The sequence below is a fragment of the Pseudomonas sp. SCT genome (genome assembly GCF_003864275.1).
In the GTDB taxonomy this organism is placed as follows: Bacteria; Pseudomonadota; Gammaproteobacteria; order Pseudomonadales; family Pseudomonadaceae; genus Stutzerimonas; species Stutzerimonas stutzeri_AE.
Genome location: NZ_BDJA01000001.1, coordinates 636,647 through 652,813, shown reverse-complemented (window position 1 = coordinate 652,813; position 16,167 = coordinate 636,647). Strand labels below are relative to the sequence as shown.

The following is a 16,167-nucleotide window of genomic DNA, read 5'->3' as shown; positions in this document are numbered from 1 at the left end:
CTGCGTACCCAAGCGCGACGCCCCGCTCTAGGACGCATGGATGCGAAGCGGCCACTGGCGCCAAAGCCCAAGGCAGGCATTGCTGGTACCGCTCTCGGGAGGGTGTGCGTTTGTCGGGTAACCGCGCCAGCTGATACGGCTGTGCGACTGACTGAATCCACGGAGAAACATCGATGTTCAAAATCAACGCGCTTTTCGCTGCTGTACTCGCTGTATCCGCTACCCAGGCTTTTGCGGCCAGCAGTGAAGCGGTTATCGAACAAAATGGTTTTGACCAGGTTGCCGACGTCTATCAGGAAGGTGTCGGCCAGGCTTCGTACATCTACCAGACCGGTGCATCGCAGCAGAATGCTGCCACCACCACGCAAACGGGCCAGGACAACTTTTCCGAGGTGACCCAGCAAGGTGCATTGCATCAGGCAGACGTCATCCAGACCGGCGTCGAAGGCCGGGTCATCATCAGCCAGTACGATGTCAACAACAGCACGCTCGTCGAACAGGCAGGCCTCGCGAACAGCGCCGACATCACCCAGGACGGGTTGAACAACGATGTGGTGCTGATTCAGGACAACGCCTTCAACGATACCGTCGTCGATCAGTTCGGCGAAGGCAACGAAGCGCTGATCTCGCAGACTGGCCAGGAGGGCATCATCGACGTGAGCCAGGCGGGCAACATGAACGTCGCCGATATCGCTCAAGAGGGCGTGGCCAACTCCGTGGACCTGATGCAACAGGGCGACGGCAACCTTGCATTGGTCGATCAGTTCGGTGAAGCGAATCAGGCCGTGGTCATGCAGAACGGCATGGACAACTTCGCCAACGTTACCCAGGCTGGCTTCGCTGATTACGCCAACATCAGCCAGACCGGCAGCAACAATACCGCGATCATTACCCAGCAATAAGCGCGTCCACCGGCCGATTCGGTCGGAGAAGCCAGGCCCCCACGCAGGGCCTGGCTTTTTTATGCGCCACCGGAACGCACCCTGCTGGTGCGCAGTGCGTTCCGAGGCCCTCGAGCGGCGCATTCGTAGACAGCTTTCGCGCTCGAGTATGGCTAAATTCGCCCCGCCTTCTGTATACAAACAATCCAAGCACCCGGCCTGAGAGCGCCTAGAATCCTGGGATCGCTGACGCGATGCGCTACGCCACGTCCGATTAATTCGCGAGCTCTGCCTTACGCGGAACAAGAACTGCATACAAAAAATACGCAGTCTTGCTCAGAGCGCCCTCCCATGAATCATGACGATTTCCAGATCAAGCAGATCGATCCCAGCCTGTATAACGCCGATCTCGCTCCACTCGCCCCGGCGGAGCGCAAATGGGGCTGGTTCGAGATATTCAATGTGTGGTCCAACGATATCCAGAGCCTGTTCGGCTACACCCTCGCCGCCACCCTGTTCATCAGCTACGGCCTCAATGGCTGGGCAGTGCTGGCGGGCATCGTGCTGGCCGGTTTCATCGTCATGGGTCTGGTGCAGCTCACCGGCAAACCCAGCGTGAAGTACGGCATCCCCTTCCCGGTAATGGCGCGGGCGAGCATGGGCGTGCGCGGCGCGAACTTCCCGGCGATGGTGCGCGGCATTGTCGCGATTTTCTGGTACGGCGTGCAGACCTACTTCGCGTCGACCGCGGTGGCGCTGTTGCTGCGCACGCTGCTCGGCAGCGAGCCACAGGCCGCAACACTGCTCGGCCTGACGGCCATCGACTGGGCCGCCTACGTGATCGTCTGCGTGTTCCAGGTGGCGCTGTTCGTCCGTGGCGTCGACTGGGTGACGCGCTTTCTCAACTGGGCCGGCCCGCTGGTCTATCTGGTGATGATCGTGCTGATGATCGCCATCTGGTATCAGGCCGGCCCGAGCCTGCTCGGCGCGCTGGGCGATATCTTCAGTGGCAGCGGCGAGCACGCCGGCGGGCCGATTGCTGCGTTCGCCGCGGTGGTCGGCACCATGGTCGCCTACTTCGCCGCGGTGGTGATCAACTACGGCGACTTCGCCCGCTTCGTGAAGAGCGAACGGCAGATGCGCATCGGCAACTTCCTCGGCCTGCCGGTGAGCCTGGCGATCTTCTCGCTGATCGCGCTGGTGATCACCGCCGGGACCGTGGTGGTGTTCGGTGAAACGCTGACCAACCCCACCGACATCGTCGCGCGTATCGACAACGTCACCCTGACGGTGGTCGCCGCCATCACCTTCTTCGCCGCCACGGTGGGCATCAACCTGGTCGCCAACTTCATCCCGCCGGCCTATGACATCGCCAACCTGGCGCCAGCCAGGATCAGCGCGCGCACCGGCGGTTTCATCACTGCGGCCATCGCCTTCTTTATCGGCGCGCTGTGGGTAGCCTTCATCAGCGAAGTGGGTATCGCCGCCTTCGTCGATACGCTCGGTGCGGTGCTGGCGCCGCTGTACGGCATCATCGTCGCCGACTACTACCTGGTTCGCCGCCAACGCCTCGATCTGCAGCAGCTGTTCTCTGCCGCACGCAGCGGGATCTATCACTTCAATGCCGGCTGGAACCGCAAGGCCATGATCGCCTTCGGCGTCAGCGCGCTGTTTTCGGTGGCCTCGGTGTGGGTGCCTGGGCTGGAAAATCTGTCCGGCTTCGCCTGGCTGCTGGGCGCCCTGTTCGGCGGGGTGCTGCACTACGGACTGATGCGCAACCAGTCGCTGCCGGCCAGGGCGGCACAACCCGCTCCGCTCGGCTGACCGCAGGCTGAAGAACAGGTCGGCCATGTTAAAGTGGCCGGCCTTTTTCCGCCGCTCAGGGCCTGCAGATGGCGCGATCCATCCTCGACGACCTGCTCACCGTCCAACGCATCAGCGCCGTCCCGGCCATTCTGCAAGTGGTCAGCGAAACAACTGGATTGCGCTTCGCGGCGGTCGCTCGGGTTACCGAAGATTCCTGGACGGCCTGCGCCGTGCTCGACCGCATCGAGTTCGGTCTGAAGGTTGGCGGTGAACTCGACGTGACCACTACGCTGTGCAGCGAAATCCACGCTTCGCAGCAGCCGATCATCATCAGCCAGGTCAGCGCCGACCCCGACTACTGCAACCATCACACACCGCAGATGTACGGCTTCGAAAGCTATATCTCGGTGCCGGTGCTGCGCGCCGACGGCAGTTTCTTCGGCACGCTCTGTGCGCTCGACCCGCTGCCACGCGACCTGTCGAGCCCGGCGACGCCGGCGATGTTCGAGTCCTTTGCGCGGCTGCTGACGCTGCAGATCGAAGCCGAGGAGCAACAGCAGGCCACGCGTGCGGCGCTAGCCGATGAGCGCATCACCGGCCACCAGCGCGAACAGTTCATCGCCCTGCTCGGCCATGATCTGCGCACCCCACTGGCATCGATCCAGGCGGCCAGCGATCTGTTGGTCCGGCGCTCCACGGATCCCGGTACGCAACGACTCGCCGAGCATGTGCGCGCGTCCAGCCAGCGCGCCTCACGAATGGTCGATGATCTGCTGGATTTCGCCCGCGGCCAGCTGGGCAACGGCATACCGCTGAACTGGACGGCCTCGGCCAACTTGCATCTTGTTCTATCGCAGGTGGTCAACGAGCTGCGTACCGCCTATCCAAGCCGGGTGTTGCTTGAGCAACTGCCGGAGCTGCCGGTATTCGAGTGCGACCCGGACCGGATCGCCCAACTGCTGGCCAACCTGATCACCAACGCGCTGCACCATGGCGCCAGTACCGGCCCGGTGATCGTGAACGCCGAAGTGGTCGACGGGCATTTCCAGCTATCGGTACGCAACCGCGGCACGCCGATCCCAGCTGAGCGGCTGGAACAGCTGTTCCATGCCTATTCCCAGGAAGACGACACCTCGCGCAACGGATTGGGGCTCGGGCTGTTTATCGTCGAGCAGGTGGCGAAGGCCCATGGCGGCCTTATGCAGGTGAACTCCAGCGCCGATGCCGGCACCACCTTCACCTTCTCGATGCCAGTGCGCCGCGACTGATCAACGCAGCTGGCTGTCCTTGCTGCCACGGCGGTTGTAGCCGCTGGACGTGGCCTCTTCCTTGTCCCGCTCGACCTGGCATTTGATGCATAGCCGCACGCCAGGAACTGCCTGACGCCGGGCTTCGGGGATCTTTTCCCCGCATTCTTCGCAGTGGCTCAGACTCTCGCCACGGCCGAGTCGGCTACGTGCGCGCTGCACGGCATCCTCGACGGTGCTGTCGATCTGGTCCTGCACCGCGCCATCCCCTGCCCAACCGGTAGCCATCGCAACCTCCTCGTTCTGTCCGAACCGTCGCATCTTCGGATATCTCATTCGAACGGCATTTGCGGCAAGCGTTTCCAACAATGCAAACAAAGCGCGCCGGAATTCCGCCTCGCCTGTGGACGGCACCGCCTGTCGATCTACTGGCGCCAAATCGACGAGCGGGGCTCGCCGGCAGATTGCATTGACTATCCTCGGCCCGATATCGGGAAAGCTCATGTGCCGCTGCGCTGGAGCGCTCTGGCTCGGCCTTCCCATCCGTGGTCGTCACTGGTCGGCCTGTCACACATCACCAGTGAAGCGGTGTATGGACAACAGATATCTCATAGCACTGGCCGTCGTGCTTGGCGGTTGTGCCAGCCAACCGGAGGTGGTCGAGCGCGAAATCGGGCAGTTCGATCTCAAGCTCGGCACGGCGCCCACGCGCAGCATGGCCCAGGGCCTGGTACAGCCGATTACCGCCAGCACCTTTCGCGGCGGCCTGGATCTGACCCACGACAGCGGCGTGTATGTCGGGCAGTGGTCGCCCAGCGTCGGTCTGTTCGACGGCAGCCAGCTGGAGCTCAACAGCTACGTCGGCTATGCCCAACCACGGCTCGACGATTCGATGGGCTATGAGCTGGGCGTGATCCGCTACAGCTTTCCCGAAGTCGAGACGCGAAACCGCGAGGAGTACTACGCCGGCATCAACCTCGGCAGCAGCCGCCTCGGCGGCGCGATGAGCAGCTCGCTGGGACGCACCGACAGCACGCTATTTCTCGAGCTGGGCGCGCTGCAGCCGTTCGATGTCGGGGTACGGATGAAGTACGCCAGCCACTCGATGGACAGCCCGATGTATCACCCCGGCGGCAGCGTGCGGGTGTTCAACGACTGGTCGCTGAACCTTTCCCGCCGGCTGCTCGGCATGCAGATGGACCTGTCCTACAGCGACTCGAGCCTGCGCGGCGCGCAGTGCGGCGTGTACTCGGGGCAGAACGCCTATTGCGAAGGCTTCATGATGTTCAAGGCCGAGCGCTCGTTCTTCTGAGCTCGGCCGCAACGCAAACACGGCGCGCTCGACAAGCGCTGACGGATCACTCGACAGCCAACGGGGCGAGCGTCAGCTCGCGGAGGCTCACTCCTTGACCTGCATATACTCCTCGGCCCAGACGACGTACTCATCGGCCGTGGAGTATTTGACCGACAGCTGCGAGGCATTCAGGTCCAGTGCATCGACCTGGCGCTGCTCGCGCAGGCAATCGTAGGTTGCCTTGATCGCGGCGAAGTAGGCGGCGTGGCCATTGACCACGATGCGCACGCCGAGCGACGCCAGCCGCGCGTTGTCGCGCAGGTTGGGGTTGCCGTAGGTGACCAGCATCAGCGGCTTGCTCAACTGACTGGCGATGCTCTCCAGGTGGTCGAAATCCTCGATGCCGACCAGGCAGATGGCATCGGCGCCGGCCTTCTCGTAGGCCTGGGCGCGGGCGATGACTTCCTCGAAGCCGATCACGCCGGCATTGGTACGGCCGATGATGGCCATTTCCGGGTCGACCCGCGCCTCCAGCGCCGCACGGATCTTGCCGACCGCCTCGAACATGCCGATGAGGTCAGTGGAGCGCCGGCCGAATTTGGGCGGCAGCAGGGTATCTTCGATGGTCAGCGCGGATATCCCGGCGCGCTCCAGTTCGGAAACGGTGCGCATCACGTTCAGCGCGTTGCCGTAGCCGTGGTCGGCATCAGCCAGCACCGGCAGCTGGGCGACGCGGCAGATACGCGTGGCCTGCTCGACGAACTCGCTCAAGGTAATGAGGTTGAAGTCCGGCGCGGCGAGGACCTGCAGCGAGGCTACCGAGCCACCGAGGATGCCCACTTCGAAGCCGAGGTCGGCGGCGATGCGCGCGGACATCGGATCGAACACCGAAGCGGTGTGGAAGCAGCGGTCGGCGTTCAGCAGCTCGCGAAAGTTGCGGCGCAGGTCGTGATGAGAGAGTCGCGGCATATAGGCTCCATGAGTGCACGCAAGGGTCGATTCGCCCTGTCTTTTCATTTCAGTGTTGTTGAGAAGCTGCCTGGTCGGCCGGATGGCACATTTTCGCCGTTTATCCCTCGACCGGCCCCTGGCGGCGCTGCACATAAGCCATGCACAGGCCGCTGGCGATGATCACCGCCATGCCGATCAGCGCCCCTGCATCCGGCGCGTGATCGAAGGCGACGTAGCCGACCACCCCGGCAAAGACGATCTGGCCGTAGGTGAACGGCGCCAGCGTCGCCGCGCTGGCGAAGCGGAAGGCATTGGTCAGCAGCAGGTGGCCGAGCATTGCCATGCCGCCGAGCGCGCCCATCAGCAGCGCGTCGTGCAGCGTTGGCGTGCGCCAGTTGAAGACCACCAGCACGCTCAGGGTCACGCAGCCGACCAGACTGGTCAGGTAGTTGCTGGTCACCGGGTGGTCGGTGCCGGCCAGGCGCCGGGTCACCAGCTGATACACGGTGAACGACAGCGCCGCGCCGAAGGGCAACAGCACCGCCGGGGTGAACAGCGCCGAACCGGGACGCACGATGATCAGCACCCCGAGCAGGCCAAAGCCCACGGCGAGCCACTGGCTGCGGCTGACCCGCTCGCCCAGCAACGCCGAGGCGATGGTCACCAGCACCGGGGTCAGAAAGATCACCGCGGTGGCTTCGGCCAGCGGGATGAAATGCAGGCCGTTGATGAACAGCAGACTGACGCTGACCAGGCTGAGCCCACGCAGCAGCTGCGGCCACGGGCGCAGGGTGCGAAACACGCGCTGGCCCATGCGCGGCACGAACAGCGCGGTCATCAGCACCGTCTGCGCGACGTAACGAGCCCAGATGACCAGGAACACCGGGTAGATTTCCGAGAGGTGCTTGGCCAGCCCGTCATGACTGGCCAGCAACAGACCCGACAGCAATATCAGCAGAACGCCGTAGAGCGGGTGATGGTGATCGTTCAACGCAGGCCTCAACCACCTGTTAGCAGGCTAACCATTATGCCTGTCATCTTGTCGCACCGCTGCACCAATCAGCTGAAACCTTTCAGCCGGGCCAGGACCGGGGCGCCGCTGCCCTGCCGGTCCTGCTGAGTGCGCTGACGGAGCGCTGACGGAGCGCGGACGCGCCGCCCAGCGGCAAGCGAAACGCTGGCATTTCGCGTATGATCGCCGGCTTTTTGCCGAGCCGCGCGGCGTTTCGCGGCGTTCGAGTGTAGTCGTGATGTACCAGTTGAGAGCGATGCAGGAGCGCGATATCCCTGCCGTCCTGGCGATCCAGGAAGAATCCTATGCAGCCGAGGTCCTGGAAGACGAAGTGGTGATCCGCTCGCGGCTGGCAGCGTTCCCGCAACAGGCGTGGGTGGCCGAGGATGGCGAGGGCGTTTGCGCCTACCTGTTCGCCTACCACTCGCGCCTGGGCAAGGTGACGCCGCTGGACGGGGAGTTCTCCAGCGACGGCGACGCCGATTGTCTCTATCTGCATGACCTGGCCGTGACCGGACGCGCCGCGGGACGCGGTATCGGCCCGGCACTGGTACGGCACAACCTGCAGCAGGCCAGCGCGGCGAGCCTGCGCTATTCGGCACTGGTCTCGGTGCAGGATTCCACCGGCTTCTGGTCGCGCCTGGGCTACCAAGCCCATGACGACCTTGACCCGCCACAGGCGGGCAACCTGGCCAGCTACCAGATCCCGGCGGTATATATGGTGCGTAGCCTGCACCAATAAAGCTCACAGCTTTTCTCTCACCCAGACTGGCGCACCACAGTGGTGCGCCAGCAGCCCCAATATCAGGCATGAGCGTCCGCCAGCCGCCGCCAGCGGTGCCCATCGCCCTGGTTGGCAAGCCACTTGCTCTTGTTCCGGAAATGATCCGACCGGAACCTGCCCATGCTGGTGATACGCCAACGCATCGAAGCCCGCCCCGAGTGGCAGGCCGAACTTGAACTGACCTACGACGCACGCAGCAAAAGCCGCCTGCGCTGCTTCAGCAAGAGCGGCGAGGAAGTCGGCCTGTTCCTCGAACGCGGCCAGCAACCGTTGCACGATGGCGAATGCCTGCTCGCCGGTGATGGCCGCGTGGTACGCGTCTGCGCCCGCCCCGAGCAGCTGCTGCATGTTACCTGCGCCAGCGCCTTCGAGCTGACCCGCGCCGCCTATCACCTGGGCAACCGCCATGTCGCCCTGCAGGTCGGCGACGGCTGGCTGCGCCTGCTCGACGACTATGTGCTCAAAGACATGCTGCTGCAGCTGGGCGCCAGCGTCGAACACATCGAAGCGCCGTTCCAGCCGGAGCATGGTGCCTACGGTGGCGGCCATCACCATTCCCACGCCGGCGAGGCGGAGTTCAGCTACGCACCGCGCCTGCACCAGTTCGGCGTGCGAACGTGAACGCCACGGCCGCTCCCAACTCGGTCTGGGCGCTGCTCCGGCTGGCCAGCCCGCAGCTGCCGATCGGCGGCTACAGCTATTCCCAGGGGCTGGAGATGGCGGTGGAGAACGGCCGGGTAAGCAACCCGGACAGCGCCCGGCGTTGGCTTGAGGATCAACTACTGCTGAACCTCGCTCGCTTCGAGGCGCCGCTGCTGCTCGCGCATTGCGAAGCGGCGGCACGGGACGACTTTCCACGCCTGTTGCAGCTCGCCGCCGAGCACCGCGCCAGCCGCGAAACCCGCGAGCTGCAACTGGAAAGCCGGCAGATGGGCTATTCCCTGACGCAGCTGCTCGACGGCCTGCCGGAACTCGACCAACCCGCCCGCGATTGTCTCGCTGCCGCTGGCGAGCCCGGCCTGGCCATGGCCTGGGCATTCGCCGCCCGCACCTGGCAGATCACACCCTCCGGCGCTCTCGCCGCCTGGCTGTGGGGCTGGCTGGAAAACCAGCTGGCGGTGCTGATGAAGACGCTGCCGCTGGGACAGCAGGCGGCGCAGCGCTTGACCTCGCAGTTGTTGCCGACTCTGACTCAGGCGCAGCAGCTCGCCAGCGAGCTGCCGGTGCGGGACTGGGGCAGCGCGCCGTTTGGACTGGCGCTGACCAGCATGGCGCATGAGCGGCAGTACAGTCGGTTGTTTAGGTCATGAGGAGGGTGCGTTTCGCTTTATCGTGCGGGTCTGTAGGTGCGAGTGTGCTCACGGATGGAGCGTGCGCACGTGACGATTGGTTTGGTTGGTTCCAGACCGCTGCATTCTCGCCTGCCCTTGATATGGCGCGCCCTAACAACGGCTTGCTGGCGCTGGCCTGGGAATCTCGGGCTAATATGCGAGCTGGCCAATGCATTGGTTTCGCCCTGCTGGGCGAGTCACTTTTTCCAAACGCCGAAAAAGTAACCAAAAACGCTTGCCCCTCCATCCGGGGCTCGCTTCGCCCGACTTCCCTCACTCCATCCCCGCTCCGGGGATCGGCGCACAAGGGCCATCCATGGCCCTTTATCGCGGGGACGCCCAGTCCTCTCGCGGCATTCATGCCGCTCGCTCCCCTCCGCGCGGATTCCATTCGGCCTGCTGAAAGGGGCGATTGGAGGTGCCTGCTAGGCCGTGCCAGTAAGAGCGACGTAGGGTGGAAAACTGCGCAGCATTTTCCACCGCAAGCTACAAGCAAGCCCTTGCCGCGCCATGGCCGATTACTTTTCAAAACGGTGGGTAAGCTTCGCGTTACCCACCCTACGGACTTCGCGTCCCTCCGCGCACCCCGTCAGCACGCCCTTCGCATCAACCCCAAGGCAGTCACACCGCCTTCCAGAGGAGAACACCCATGAATACCCAACCCCTGCGCGTCGGCATTGGTGGGCCGGTCGGTTCCGGCAAGACCGCCCTGACCCTCGCTCTGTGCCAGGCCCTGCGCAATCGCTACAACCTCGCCGTGGTGACCAACGACATCTACACCCAGGAAGACGCCCAGTTCCTCGTGCGTAACGAGGCCCTGGAGCCCGAGCGGATCATCGGTGTGGAAACCGGCGGCTGCCCGCACACGGCGATCCGCGAGGACGCCTCGATCAACCTCGAGGCCGTCGAGCAGCTCAACCGACGCTTTCCCGGCCTGGACCTGATCATCGTCGAGTCCGGCGGCGACAACCTCTCGGCCACGTTCAGCCCGGAGCTGTCGGACCTGACCATCTACGTGATCGACGTGTCCGCCGGCGACAAGTTGCCGCGCAAGGGCGGTCCGGGCATCTGCAAGTCCGACCTGCTGGTGATCAACAAGATCGACCTGGCGCCGATGGTCGGAGCCTCGCTGGAGGTGATGGATCGCGACGCCCGCAAGATGCGCGGCGAGCGGCCGTTCGTTTTCAGCAACCAGAAGGTCGGCCACGGCCTCGACGAGATCATCGCCTTTATCGAGAAACAGGGAATGCTCAGCGCTGCCTGACCAGCGCAGTACCGGCGCGAGGACGCGTGGCCTCGCCCACCTACGGAAACCGACCGAGCGACGCCTTATCGGTCCAGCTTTAGCCATGCAACCAGAGGAAATCGCATGAACGTTCAGAAAATCCTGGTCACCTCCGCCCTGCTGCTCAGCCCCGCGCTGGCCCTGGCTCATCCCGGGCATGACCATGCCGGCGTGATGTCCGGCATCGCCCACCCGATCTTTGGTCTCGACCATCTGCTGGCCATGCTCGCGGTCGGACTGTGGGCCGCGCAACAGCAAGGCACCGCACGCTGGGCGCTACCGCTGACCTTCGTCGCGACCATGCTGTTCGGTGGGCTGGCCGGCTTTGCCGGGATCGAGATGCCGCTGATGGAAACCGGCATTGCCGGCTCGGTACTAGCCCTAGGCCTGCTGGTTGCCCTGGCGGTGCGCCCACCGCTGGTAGTGGCGGCCGCACTGACCGCGCTGTTCGCCGCCAGCCACGGCGTCGCCCACGGCCTGGAACTGCCAGAGCTGTCCAGCCCGTGGGGTTATGCCGCCGGCTTCGTTGTCGCCACTGCCGCTCTGCATGCCGCCGGTTACGCACTGGTGCGCTTGCTGCCGCAAGCCGCGGCGCCGCTGGTGCGTGTCGCCGGTGCTGCCTCGGCACTCACCGGCGCCTGGTTGCTGGCCAGCTGAGCGAGCCCACCGCAGCGCCTCAGTGATAGCGCCGACGCAGCGCCACATTGAGGCGATCGACCACTTCGGCCCAGTCGGCATCCTCGAGAATTTCCTCGCGCAGGAAGGCCGCCTGGGCCGGCGTCCAGAACGACGCGTCGGCCAGGTAGACGTCCTCGGCTAGCAGCGAATGGGTTTCGATAAAGCGCCTGATCGAGACATCGTCGTTGGGCAGACCCAACTGTTCGAACAGGTTATGGAAGGCGTGGATCGACTGTTCCATGTTGACCTCCGGTGCTGTCGCGGGAATGAACGCTATGAGTATCGTCCATTCCCACGAAAGCGCCGGCAGCACATGCTGATTCAGCGGAACGGCGGCTCGTCGAAGCTGCGCAGCTTGCGCGAGTGCAGCGAGTTGAGCTGGCTGCGCAGCAGTTCCAGCGCGGTGATACCGATTTTCAGGTGCTGGGTCACGGCCCGCTCGTAGAACGCATTGGCCGAGCCGGGCAGCTTGATCTCGCTGTGCAGCGGCTTGTCCGATACGCAGAGCAAGGTGCCGTACGGCACCCGCAGGCGGTAGCCCTGGGCGGCAATGGTGCCGCTTTCCATGTCCACCGCCACGGCACGTGACAGATTGATCAGCGGCCGCTCCTGCGCCCAGCGCAGCTCCCAGTTGCGGTCGTCGTAGGTCAGCACGGTGCCGGTACGCAAACGCTTCTTCAGCGCTTCGCCCTGTTCGCCGGTGACCGTCGCGGCGGCATCCTGCAGCGCCTGCTGCACCTCGGCCAGTGCCGGCAGCGGGATATGCGGCGGCAGTACGCGATCGAGGATGCCATCGCGGCGCATGTAGGCGTGGGCCAGCACGTAGTCGCCGATGGATTGCGACTGCCGCAACCCGCCGCAGTGGCCGATCATCAGCCAGCAGTGCGGGCGCAGCACGGCGAGGTGGTCGGTGATGTTCTTCGCGTTGGATGGGCCGACGCCGATGTTGACCAGCGTGATGCCGTGGCCGTCCTCGGCGATCAGGTGATAGGCCGGCATCTGGTAGCGGTGCCACATCACGCCACCGATGATCGCCTGCGCCTCGCCCTCTTCCATGCCCCGTTCGATAACCACGTTGCCCGGCAGCACCATGCGCACGAAGCGGGTTTCGTCGCGCAGCATGTCCAGGCCGTGGCGGATGAACTGGTCGACGTAGCGGTGGTAGTTGGTCAGCAGAATCCATGGCTGCACGTGGCGCCAGTCACTGCCGGTGTAGTGCACCAGGCGGCGCAGCGAGAAATCCACCCGCGCGCCGTCGAACAGCGCCAGCGGATAGGGATCGGCGTGCTCCCAGTCGTAGAGCCCGTCGGCGATGTCATCGGTGGCCGCGGACAGGTCGGTGCTGGGGAAAACCCGCGCCAGCTCGGCGGCGGTCACGCCGGTGCCGGCCAGCTCGTCGCCCTGCTCGATCACGTAGGGATAGGGAATGTTGCGGTCGCTCATGCCGACCTCAACGGTGACGTTGAAGTCCTGAATCAGCGGCTTCAGCTGATCGAGCAGGTAGGCGCGGAAGGCGGCCGGGTGGGTCACGGTGACGCTGTACACCCCAGGCGCCTGCACCTTGGCATAGGCGCGGGTCGAGGCCGGCACTTCGCCGTGGCACTCGTAGGTCAGGCGCAGCTGCGGGTAGCGGAACAGACTGCGTTCCTGCAGGCTCGGCTCGGTACGGCTGGTGACGTAGCGCTTGAGCGCCTGGTTCAGCGCCGCGGTGGCCTGCGCGTGCAGCTCGGCCAGCTTATCGACCGCCTCCTCAGCGCGGGTGGCGACGGTGAAGGATCTGGATTCGTTGGAAGTCATGGCTAATCCTGGCTTAACACTCCGCTCTATCTTGGCTGCATTTGGTGACGGATGTATACGCAGCAGAGCGGATGGAGCCGCACCCGAGACGTCCGCACGTTGCAAATTCGGCCGTCATCTGGCGAAAAAAATCCGACGCCAGAGCCTGGCGTCGGATTCTTGCACCGCTTCGAGCCCGCTGCCGACGCATCGCTGCATCAGCCGCACAGGCTCCTATCGATTACTTGTCCAGCAGCATGGTGCCGTTCTTGGCGAAGTTGGCGTGCCAGGAGAAGGCTTTTTCCAGCACGTGCGGGGTGTGACCACCACGCTGTTTGGCTTCTTCGAGGTAGGCGAGCGCCTGGGCCTTGTAGTCCGGGTGCATGCAGTTCTCGATGATCCGCGCCGCCGCCTCGATGGGCGCCAGCCCGCGCAGATCGGCATAGCCCTGCTCGGTGATGATCACGTCGACGTCATGGTTGGTGTGATCCACATGGGTGACGAACGGCACGATGGAGGAAATCTTGCCGTCCTTCGCCGTCGAGGTTGTCACGAAGATGCTGATACGTGCGTTGCGGGCGAAGTCACCCGAGCCGCCGATACCATTCATCATGTGGGTGCCGTTGACGTGGGTGGAGTTCACGTTGCCGTAGATATCGACTTCCAGCGCGGTATTGAAGGAGATGATGCCCAGACGACGGATCACTTCCGGATGGTTGGAGATCTCCTGCGGACGGAACACCACCTTGCCGGCGTACTTGGCGAGGTCCGAGGCCAGGTTGTCCACGCGCTTCTTCGACAGGGAGAAGGCGGTGGCGGCGGCGAACTTCACCACCCCGGCGTCGATCAGGTCGAACACGCCGTCCTGCAGCACTTCGGAAGCGACGGTCAGATCCTTGAACTCGGAGGTCTTCATGCCGGCCAGCACCGCGTTGGCCACCGAGCCGACACCGGACTGCAGCGGAGCCAGGCTATTGGTCAGGCGTCCCAGCTTCACTTCCTCGCGCAGGAAGTCCAGCAGGTTGTCGGCGATCTTCTGGGTTTCGGCGTTCGGCTCGAACAGCGGGGAAGGAATGTCCGGCTCGCTGGACAGCACGATGCCGCGCACCTTGGCCGGATCGACCGGAATACCGATCGAGCCGATGCGCTTGCTGACGTTGTAGACCGGGATGTCCTTGCGCGAATCCTCACCGGCGGGGCCGGGAATGTAGATGTCGTGCATGCCTTCGTACTCGCGTGGAGCAGAAGTGTTCAGCTCGATGATCACGTGCTTGGCGTTCTGCACGAAGATCGGCGAGTTACCGACCGAACCGGTCGGGATGATCTGACCGTCCTCGGTGATCGCAGCCGCCTCGATGATGGCGTAGTCGACCTGCGGCAGCACGCCCTGACGCAGCAGCTCGGCGGTGTGCGACAGGTGCTGATCGATGTAGAGCACCTCGCCGGCGTTGATCTTCTTGCGCTGTACCGCGTTGCCCTGGTACGGGATGCGCTTGTTGATGATGCCGGCTTCGGCCATCGACTGGTCGGCCGCCGGCCCCATGGACGCGCCGGTGAACAGGTTGACCTTGAATTTCTCGCGCTGGCCGCGCTCGGACAGTGCCTTCGGAAACACCTTCGGCTCCCCGAACAGGGTGAAGCCGCTCATGCCCAGCGTCATGCCGTCCTCGATCCACGACGCGGCCTCTTCTGCCGAGACGACCTTGTCGAGAAACGCTGCGTTGCGGATGTACTTGTTTAGATCGGTTGCCATGAACTCACCTCAGAAACTCATCGAATGCTCGTCCGTGAAGGCTCTGCAAAGAAATTCGCCAGGCCTGACGAGGCAGGGAGACGGCCACTTGATGTCCGGAGACAAAGCGCCCATGTCTTTTGCCGCTCAATATCTGAACCTCAAAAAATCATGCGGCACTTGCAACCCCGTAACGTAGTCGCTGGCCCCATTCTAGGAGCACCAGCTCGTTTGGCTGTTATACAAAGGTACTAGCAGGCCGCCGCACAGGAGAGGTCATAGCCGGTATCCGCGCCCAGCGCAACCACGACCGGCCAGCTGCGAGGCGCTCGCTGGCCCTCGCACGCGGTGGAACCGGGGCGCCCGGTCTGTCGCCGCGCTCAAAGCGCCGCCCGATCCCTGTCAAATCGGGAAACGAACCGGGCACCGCTGTCACTTCCCCGCGCAGGTCTTCGCCGCCATACTCGCGCCCGCCCGGCCGAGTACAGCGGTAACCTCCCGCGGTCGCGGGCAGGGCGATGATCGAAACAGACAGGTAGGCATCATGCAGGCAACCCCCGTGGAAACGAGCACTCGTAGTCGGCTCAAGCAGCTCATTGAGCGGCCAGCCGTTCAGCGCGGCATTCTGCTGCTGATCGTGATCAACGCGGCCATCCTCGGCATGCAGACCTCGCCGTCACTGGTGGCCAGCTGGGGCGAGTTCCTCAGAGCCCTCGACATGCTGATCCTCGGCGTGTTCGTGGTGGAAATCGCAGCGCGCATCTACGTTCATCGCGCGGCGTTCTTCCGTGATCCCTGGAGCCTGTTCGATTTCACCGTGGTGGCCATCGCGCTGGTACCCGCCAGCGGCCCGTTCAGCGTTCTGCGCGCCCTGCGCGTGCTGCGGGTGATGCGCATGGTCACCATGGTGCCATCGATGCGCCGCGTGGTCGGAGCGCTGCTGTCAGCCATTCCCGGCCTGGGCTCGATTGCCATGGTGCTGGCGCTGGTCTTCTACGTGTCCGCAGTGATCGCCACCGGGCTGTTCGGCGCCGACTTCCCCGAGTGGTTCGGCAACCTCGGCCGTTCGGTCTACACACTGTTCCAGGTGATGACGCTGGAAAGCTGGTCGATGGGCATCGTGCGCCCGCTGATGGACGTGTTCCCCTATGCCTGGGTGTTCTTCATCCCGTTCATCCTGATCGCCACCTTCACCATGCTCAACCTGTTCATCGCGATCATCGTCAACGCGATGCAGACGGTTACCGATGCTGACCACGAAGCCACTCAGGCAACCATCGAGGCGGCACGCGAGCACATCGAGGCCGACCTGCATGAAGAGGTCCGCGCCCTGCGTGGCGAAATCGCCGAACTCAAGGAACTGCTACGCGGGCAGGCTCGCCGCTAGCCG

General features: G+C 64.2%; 16 protein-coding genes. 10 read left to right on the top strand and 6 right to left on the bottom strand.

Translation table 11 applies throughout. The annotated features are described in order from the left end of the window. The first annotated feature begins 173 nt into the window (after positions 1-173). The 3 genes from BHD08_RS03010 to BHD08_RS03000 all read left to right on the top strand — a co-directional run bounded on the left by BHD08_RS03010 (position 174) and on the right by BHD08_RS03000 (position 3,955). Positions 174-902 (top strand): hypothetical protein, encoded by a 729-nt coding sequence (locus tag BHD08_RS03010; protein WP_125020763.1) that lies wholly within the window; start codon positions 174-176, stop codon positions 900-902. 330 nt (positions 903-1,232) lie between these two features. Beyond that, on the top strand, positions 1,233-2,705 hold the full coding sequence (locus BHD08_RS03005; RefSeq protein ID WP_125020762.1) for an NCS1 family nucleobase:cation symporter-1: 1,473 nt from the start codon (positions 1,233-1,235) through the stop codon (positions 2,703-2,705). A gap of 68 nt (positions 2,706-2,773) precedes the next feature. After that, complete coding sequence (locus tag BHD08_RS03000) at positions 2,774-3,955, top strand: GAF domain-containing sensor histidine kinase (protein ID WP_125020761.1); 1,182 nt, start codon at positions 2,774-2,776, stop codon at positions 3,953-3,955. Here the strand turns inward: BHD08_RS03000 and BHD08_RS02995 are convergent, their stop codons facing one another. Beyond that, a complete protein-coding gene (locus BHD08_RS02995) occupies positions 3,956-4,222 on the bottom strand; it encodes a DksA/TraR family C4-type zinc finger protein (RefSeq protein WP_125020760.1) in 267 nt (88 codons plus the stop codon). A 304-nt stretch (positions 4,223-4,526) separates the two neighbouring features. On the opposite strand from BHD08_RS02995, the gene BHD08_RS02990 reads away from it, so the two are divergent. Further along, on the top strand, positions 4,527-5,246 hold the full coding sequence (locus BHD08_RS02990) for a TorF family putative porin (RefSeq protein WP_125020759.1): 720 nt from the start codon (positions 4,527-4,529) through the stop codon (positions 5,244-5,246). Between the two features lie 87 nt (positions 5,247-5,333). Here the strand turns inward: BHD08_RS02990 and BHD08_RS02985 are convergent, their stop codons facing one another. Together BHD08_RS02985 and BHD08_RS02980 are read right to left on the bottom strand one after the other, a co-directional pair. Beyond that, complete coding sequence (locus BHD08_RS02985; protein ID WP_015275541.1) at positions 5,334-6,197, bottom strand: oxaloacetate decarboxylase; 864 nt, start codon at positions 6,195-6,197, stop codon at positions 5,334-5,336. 100 nt (positions 6,198-6,297) lie between these two features. After that, complete coding sequence (locus BHD08_RS02980; protein ID WP_015275540.1) at positions 6,298-7,170, bottom strand: DMT family transporter; 873 nt, start codon at positions 7,168-7,170, stop codon at positions 6,298-6,300. A gap of 277 nt (positions 7,171-7,447) precedes the next feature. Here BHD08_RS02980 and BHD08_RS02975 point away from each other — a divergent pair, with 277 nt between their 5' ends. The 5 genes from BHD08_RS02975 (at position 7,448) to BHD08_RS02955 (ending at position 11,248) form a co-directional block, all read left to right on the top strand. Beyond that, positions 7,448-7,933 (top strand): GNAT family N-acetyltransferase, encoded by a 486-nt coding sequence (locus BHD08_RS02975; protein WP_125020953.1) that lies wholly within the window; start codon positions 7,448-7,450, stop codon positions 7,931-7,933. 162 nt (positions 7,934-8,095) lie between these two features. Continuing rightward, positions 8,096-8,596 (top strand): urease accessory protein UreE, encoded by a 501-nt coding sequence (gene ureE, locus BHD08_RS02970; RefSeq protein ID WP_125020758.1) that lies wholly within the window; start codon positions 8,096-8,098, stop codon positions 8,594-8,596. Beyond that, positions 8,593-9,285 (top strand): urease accessory protein UreF, encoded by a 693-nt coding sequence (locus tag BHD08_RS02965; RefSeq protein ID WP_125020757.1) that lies wholly within the window; start codon positions 8,593-8,595, stop codon positions 9,283-9,285. The genes ureE and BHD08_RS02965 overlap by 4 nt, the downstream gene beginning before the upstream one ends. A gap of 670 nt (positions 9,286-9,955) precedes the next feature. Then, entirely contained in the window at positions 9,956-10,570 is a 615-nt protein-coding gene (ureG, locus tag BHD08_RS02960) for an urease accessory protein UreG (RefSeq protein WP_125020756.1), read from the top strand. A 105-nt stretch (positions 10,571-10,675) separates the two neighbouring features. Continuing rightward, positions 10,676-11,248: a HupE/UreJ family protein gene (locus BHD08_RS02955; RefSeq protein WP_125020755.1), complete on the top strand. Its 573-nt coding sequence runs from the start codon at positions 10,676-10,678 to the stop codon at positions 11,246-11,248. Positions 11,249-11,267: 19 nt separating this feature from the next. On the opposite strand, the gene BHD08_RS02950 is transcribed toward BHD08_RS02955, so the two are convergent. The 3 genes from BHD08_RS02950 to BHD08_RS02940 all read right to left on the bottom strand — a co-directional run bounded on the left by BHD08_RS02950 (position 11,268) and on the right by BHD08_RS02940 (position 14,798). Further along, complete coding sequence (locus BHD08_RS02950) at positions 11,268-11,510, bottom strand: DUF2789 domain-containing protein (protein ID WP_125020754.1); 243 nt, start codon at positions 11,508-11,510, stop codon at positions 11,268-11,270. A gap of 80 nt (positions 11,511-11,590) precedes the next feature. Then, positions 11,591-13,066, bottom strand: coding sequence for an AMP nucleosidase (gene amn, locus BHD08_RS02945; RefSeq protein ID WP_106157491.1), 1,476 nt, complete (start codon positions 13,064-13,066; stop codon positions 11,591-11,593). A 220-nt stretch (positions 13,067-13,286) separates the two neighbouring features. Beyond that, positions 13,287-14,798: a succinate CoA transferase gene (locus BHD08_RS02940; RefSeq protein ID WP_125020753.1), complete on the bottom strand. Its 1,512-nt coding sequence runs from the start codon at positions 14,796-14,798 to the stop codon at positions 13,287-13,289. Positions 14,799-15,321: 523 nt separating this feature from the next. Between BHD08_RS02940 and BHD08_RS02935 the strand changes: the two genes are divergently transcribed. After that, complete coding sequence (locus BHD08_RS02935) at positions 15,322-16,164, top strand: ion transporter (protein WP_125020752.1); 843 nt, start codon at positions 15,322-15,324, stop codon at positions 16,162-16,164. The last annotated feature ends 3 nt before the right edge of the window (positions 16,165-16,167 follow it).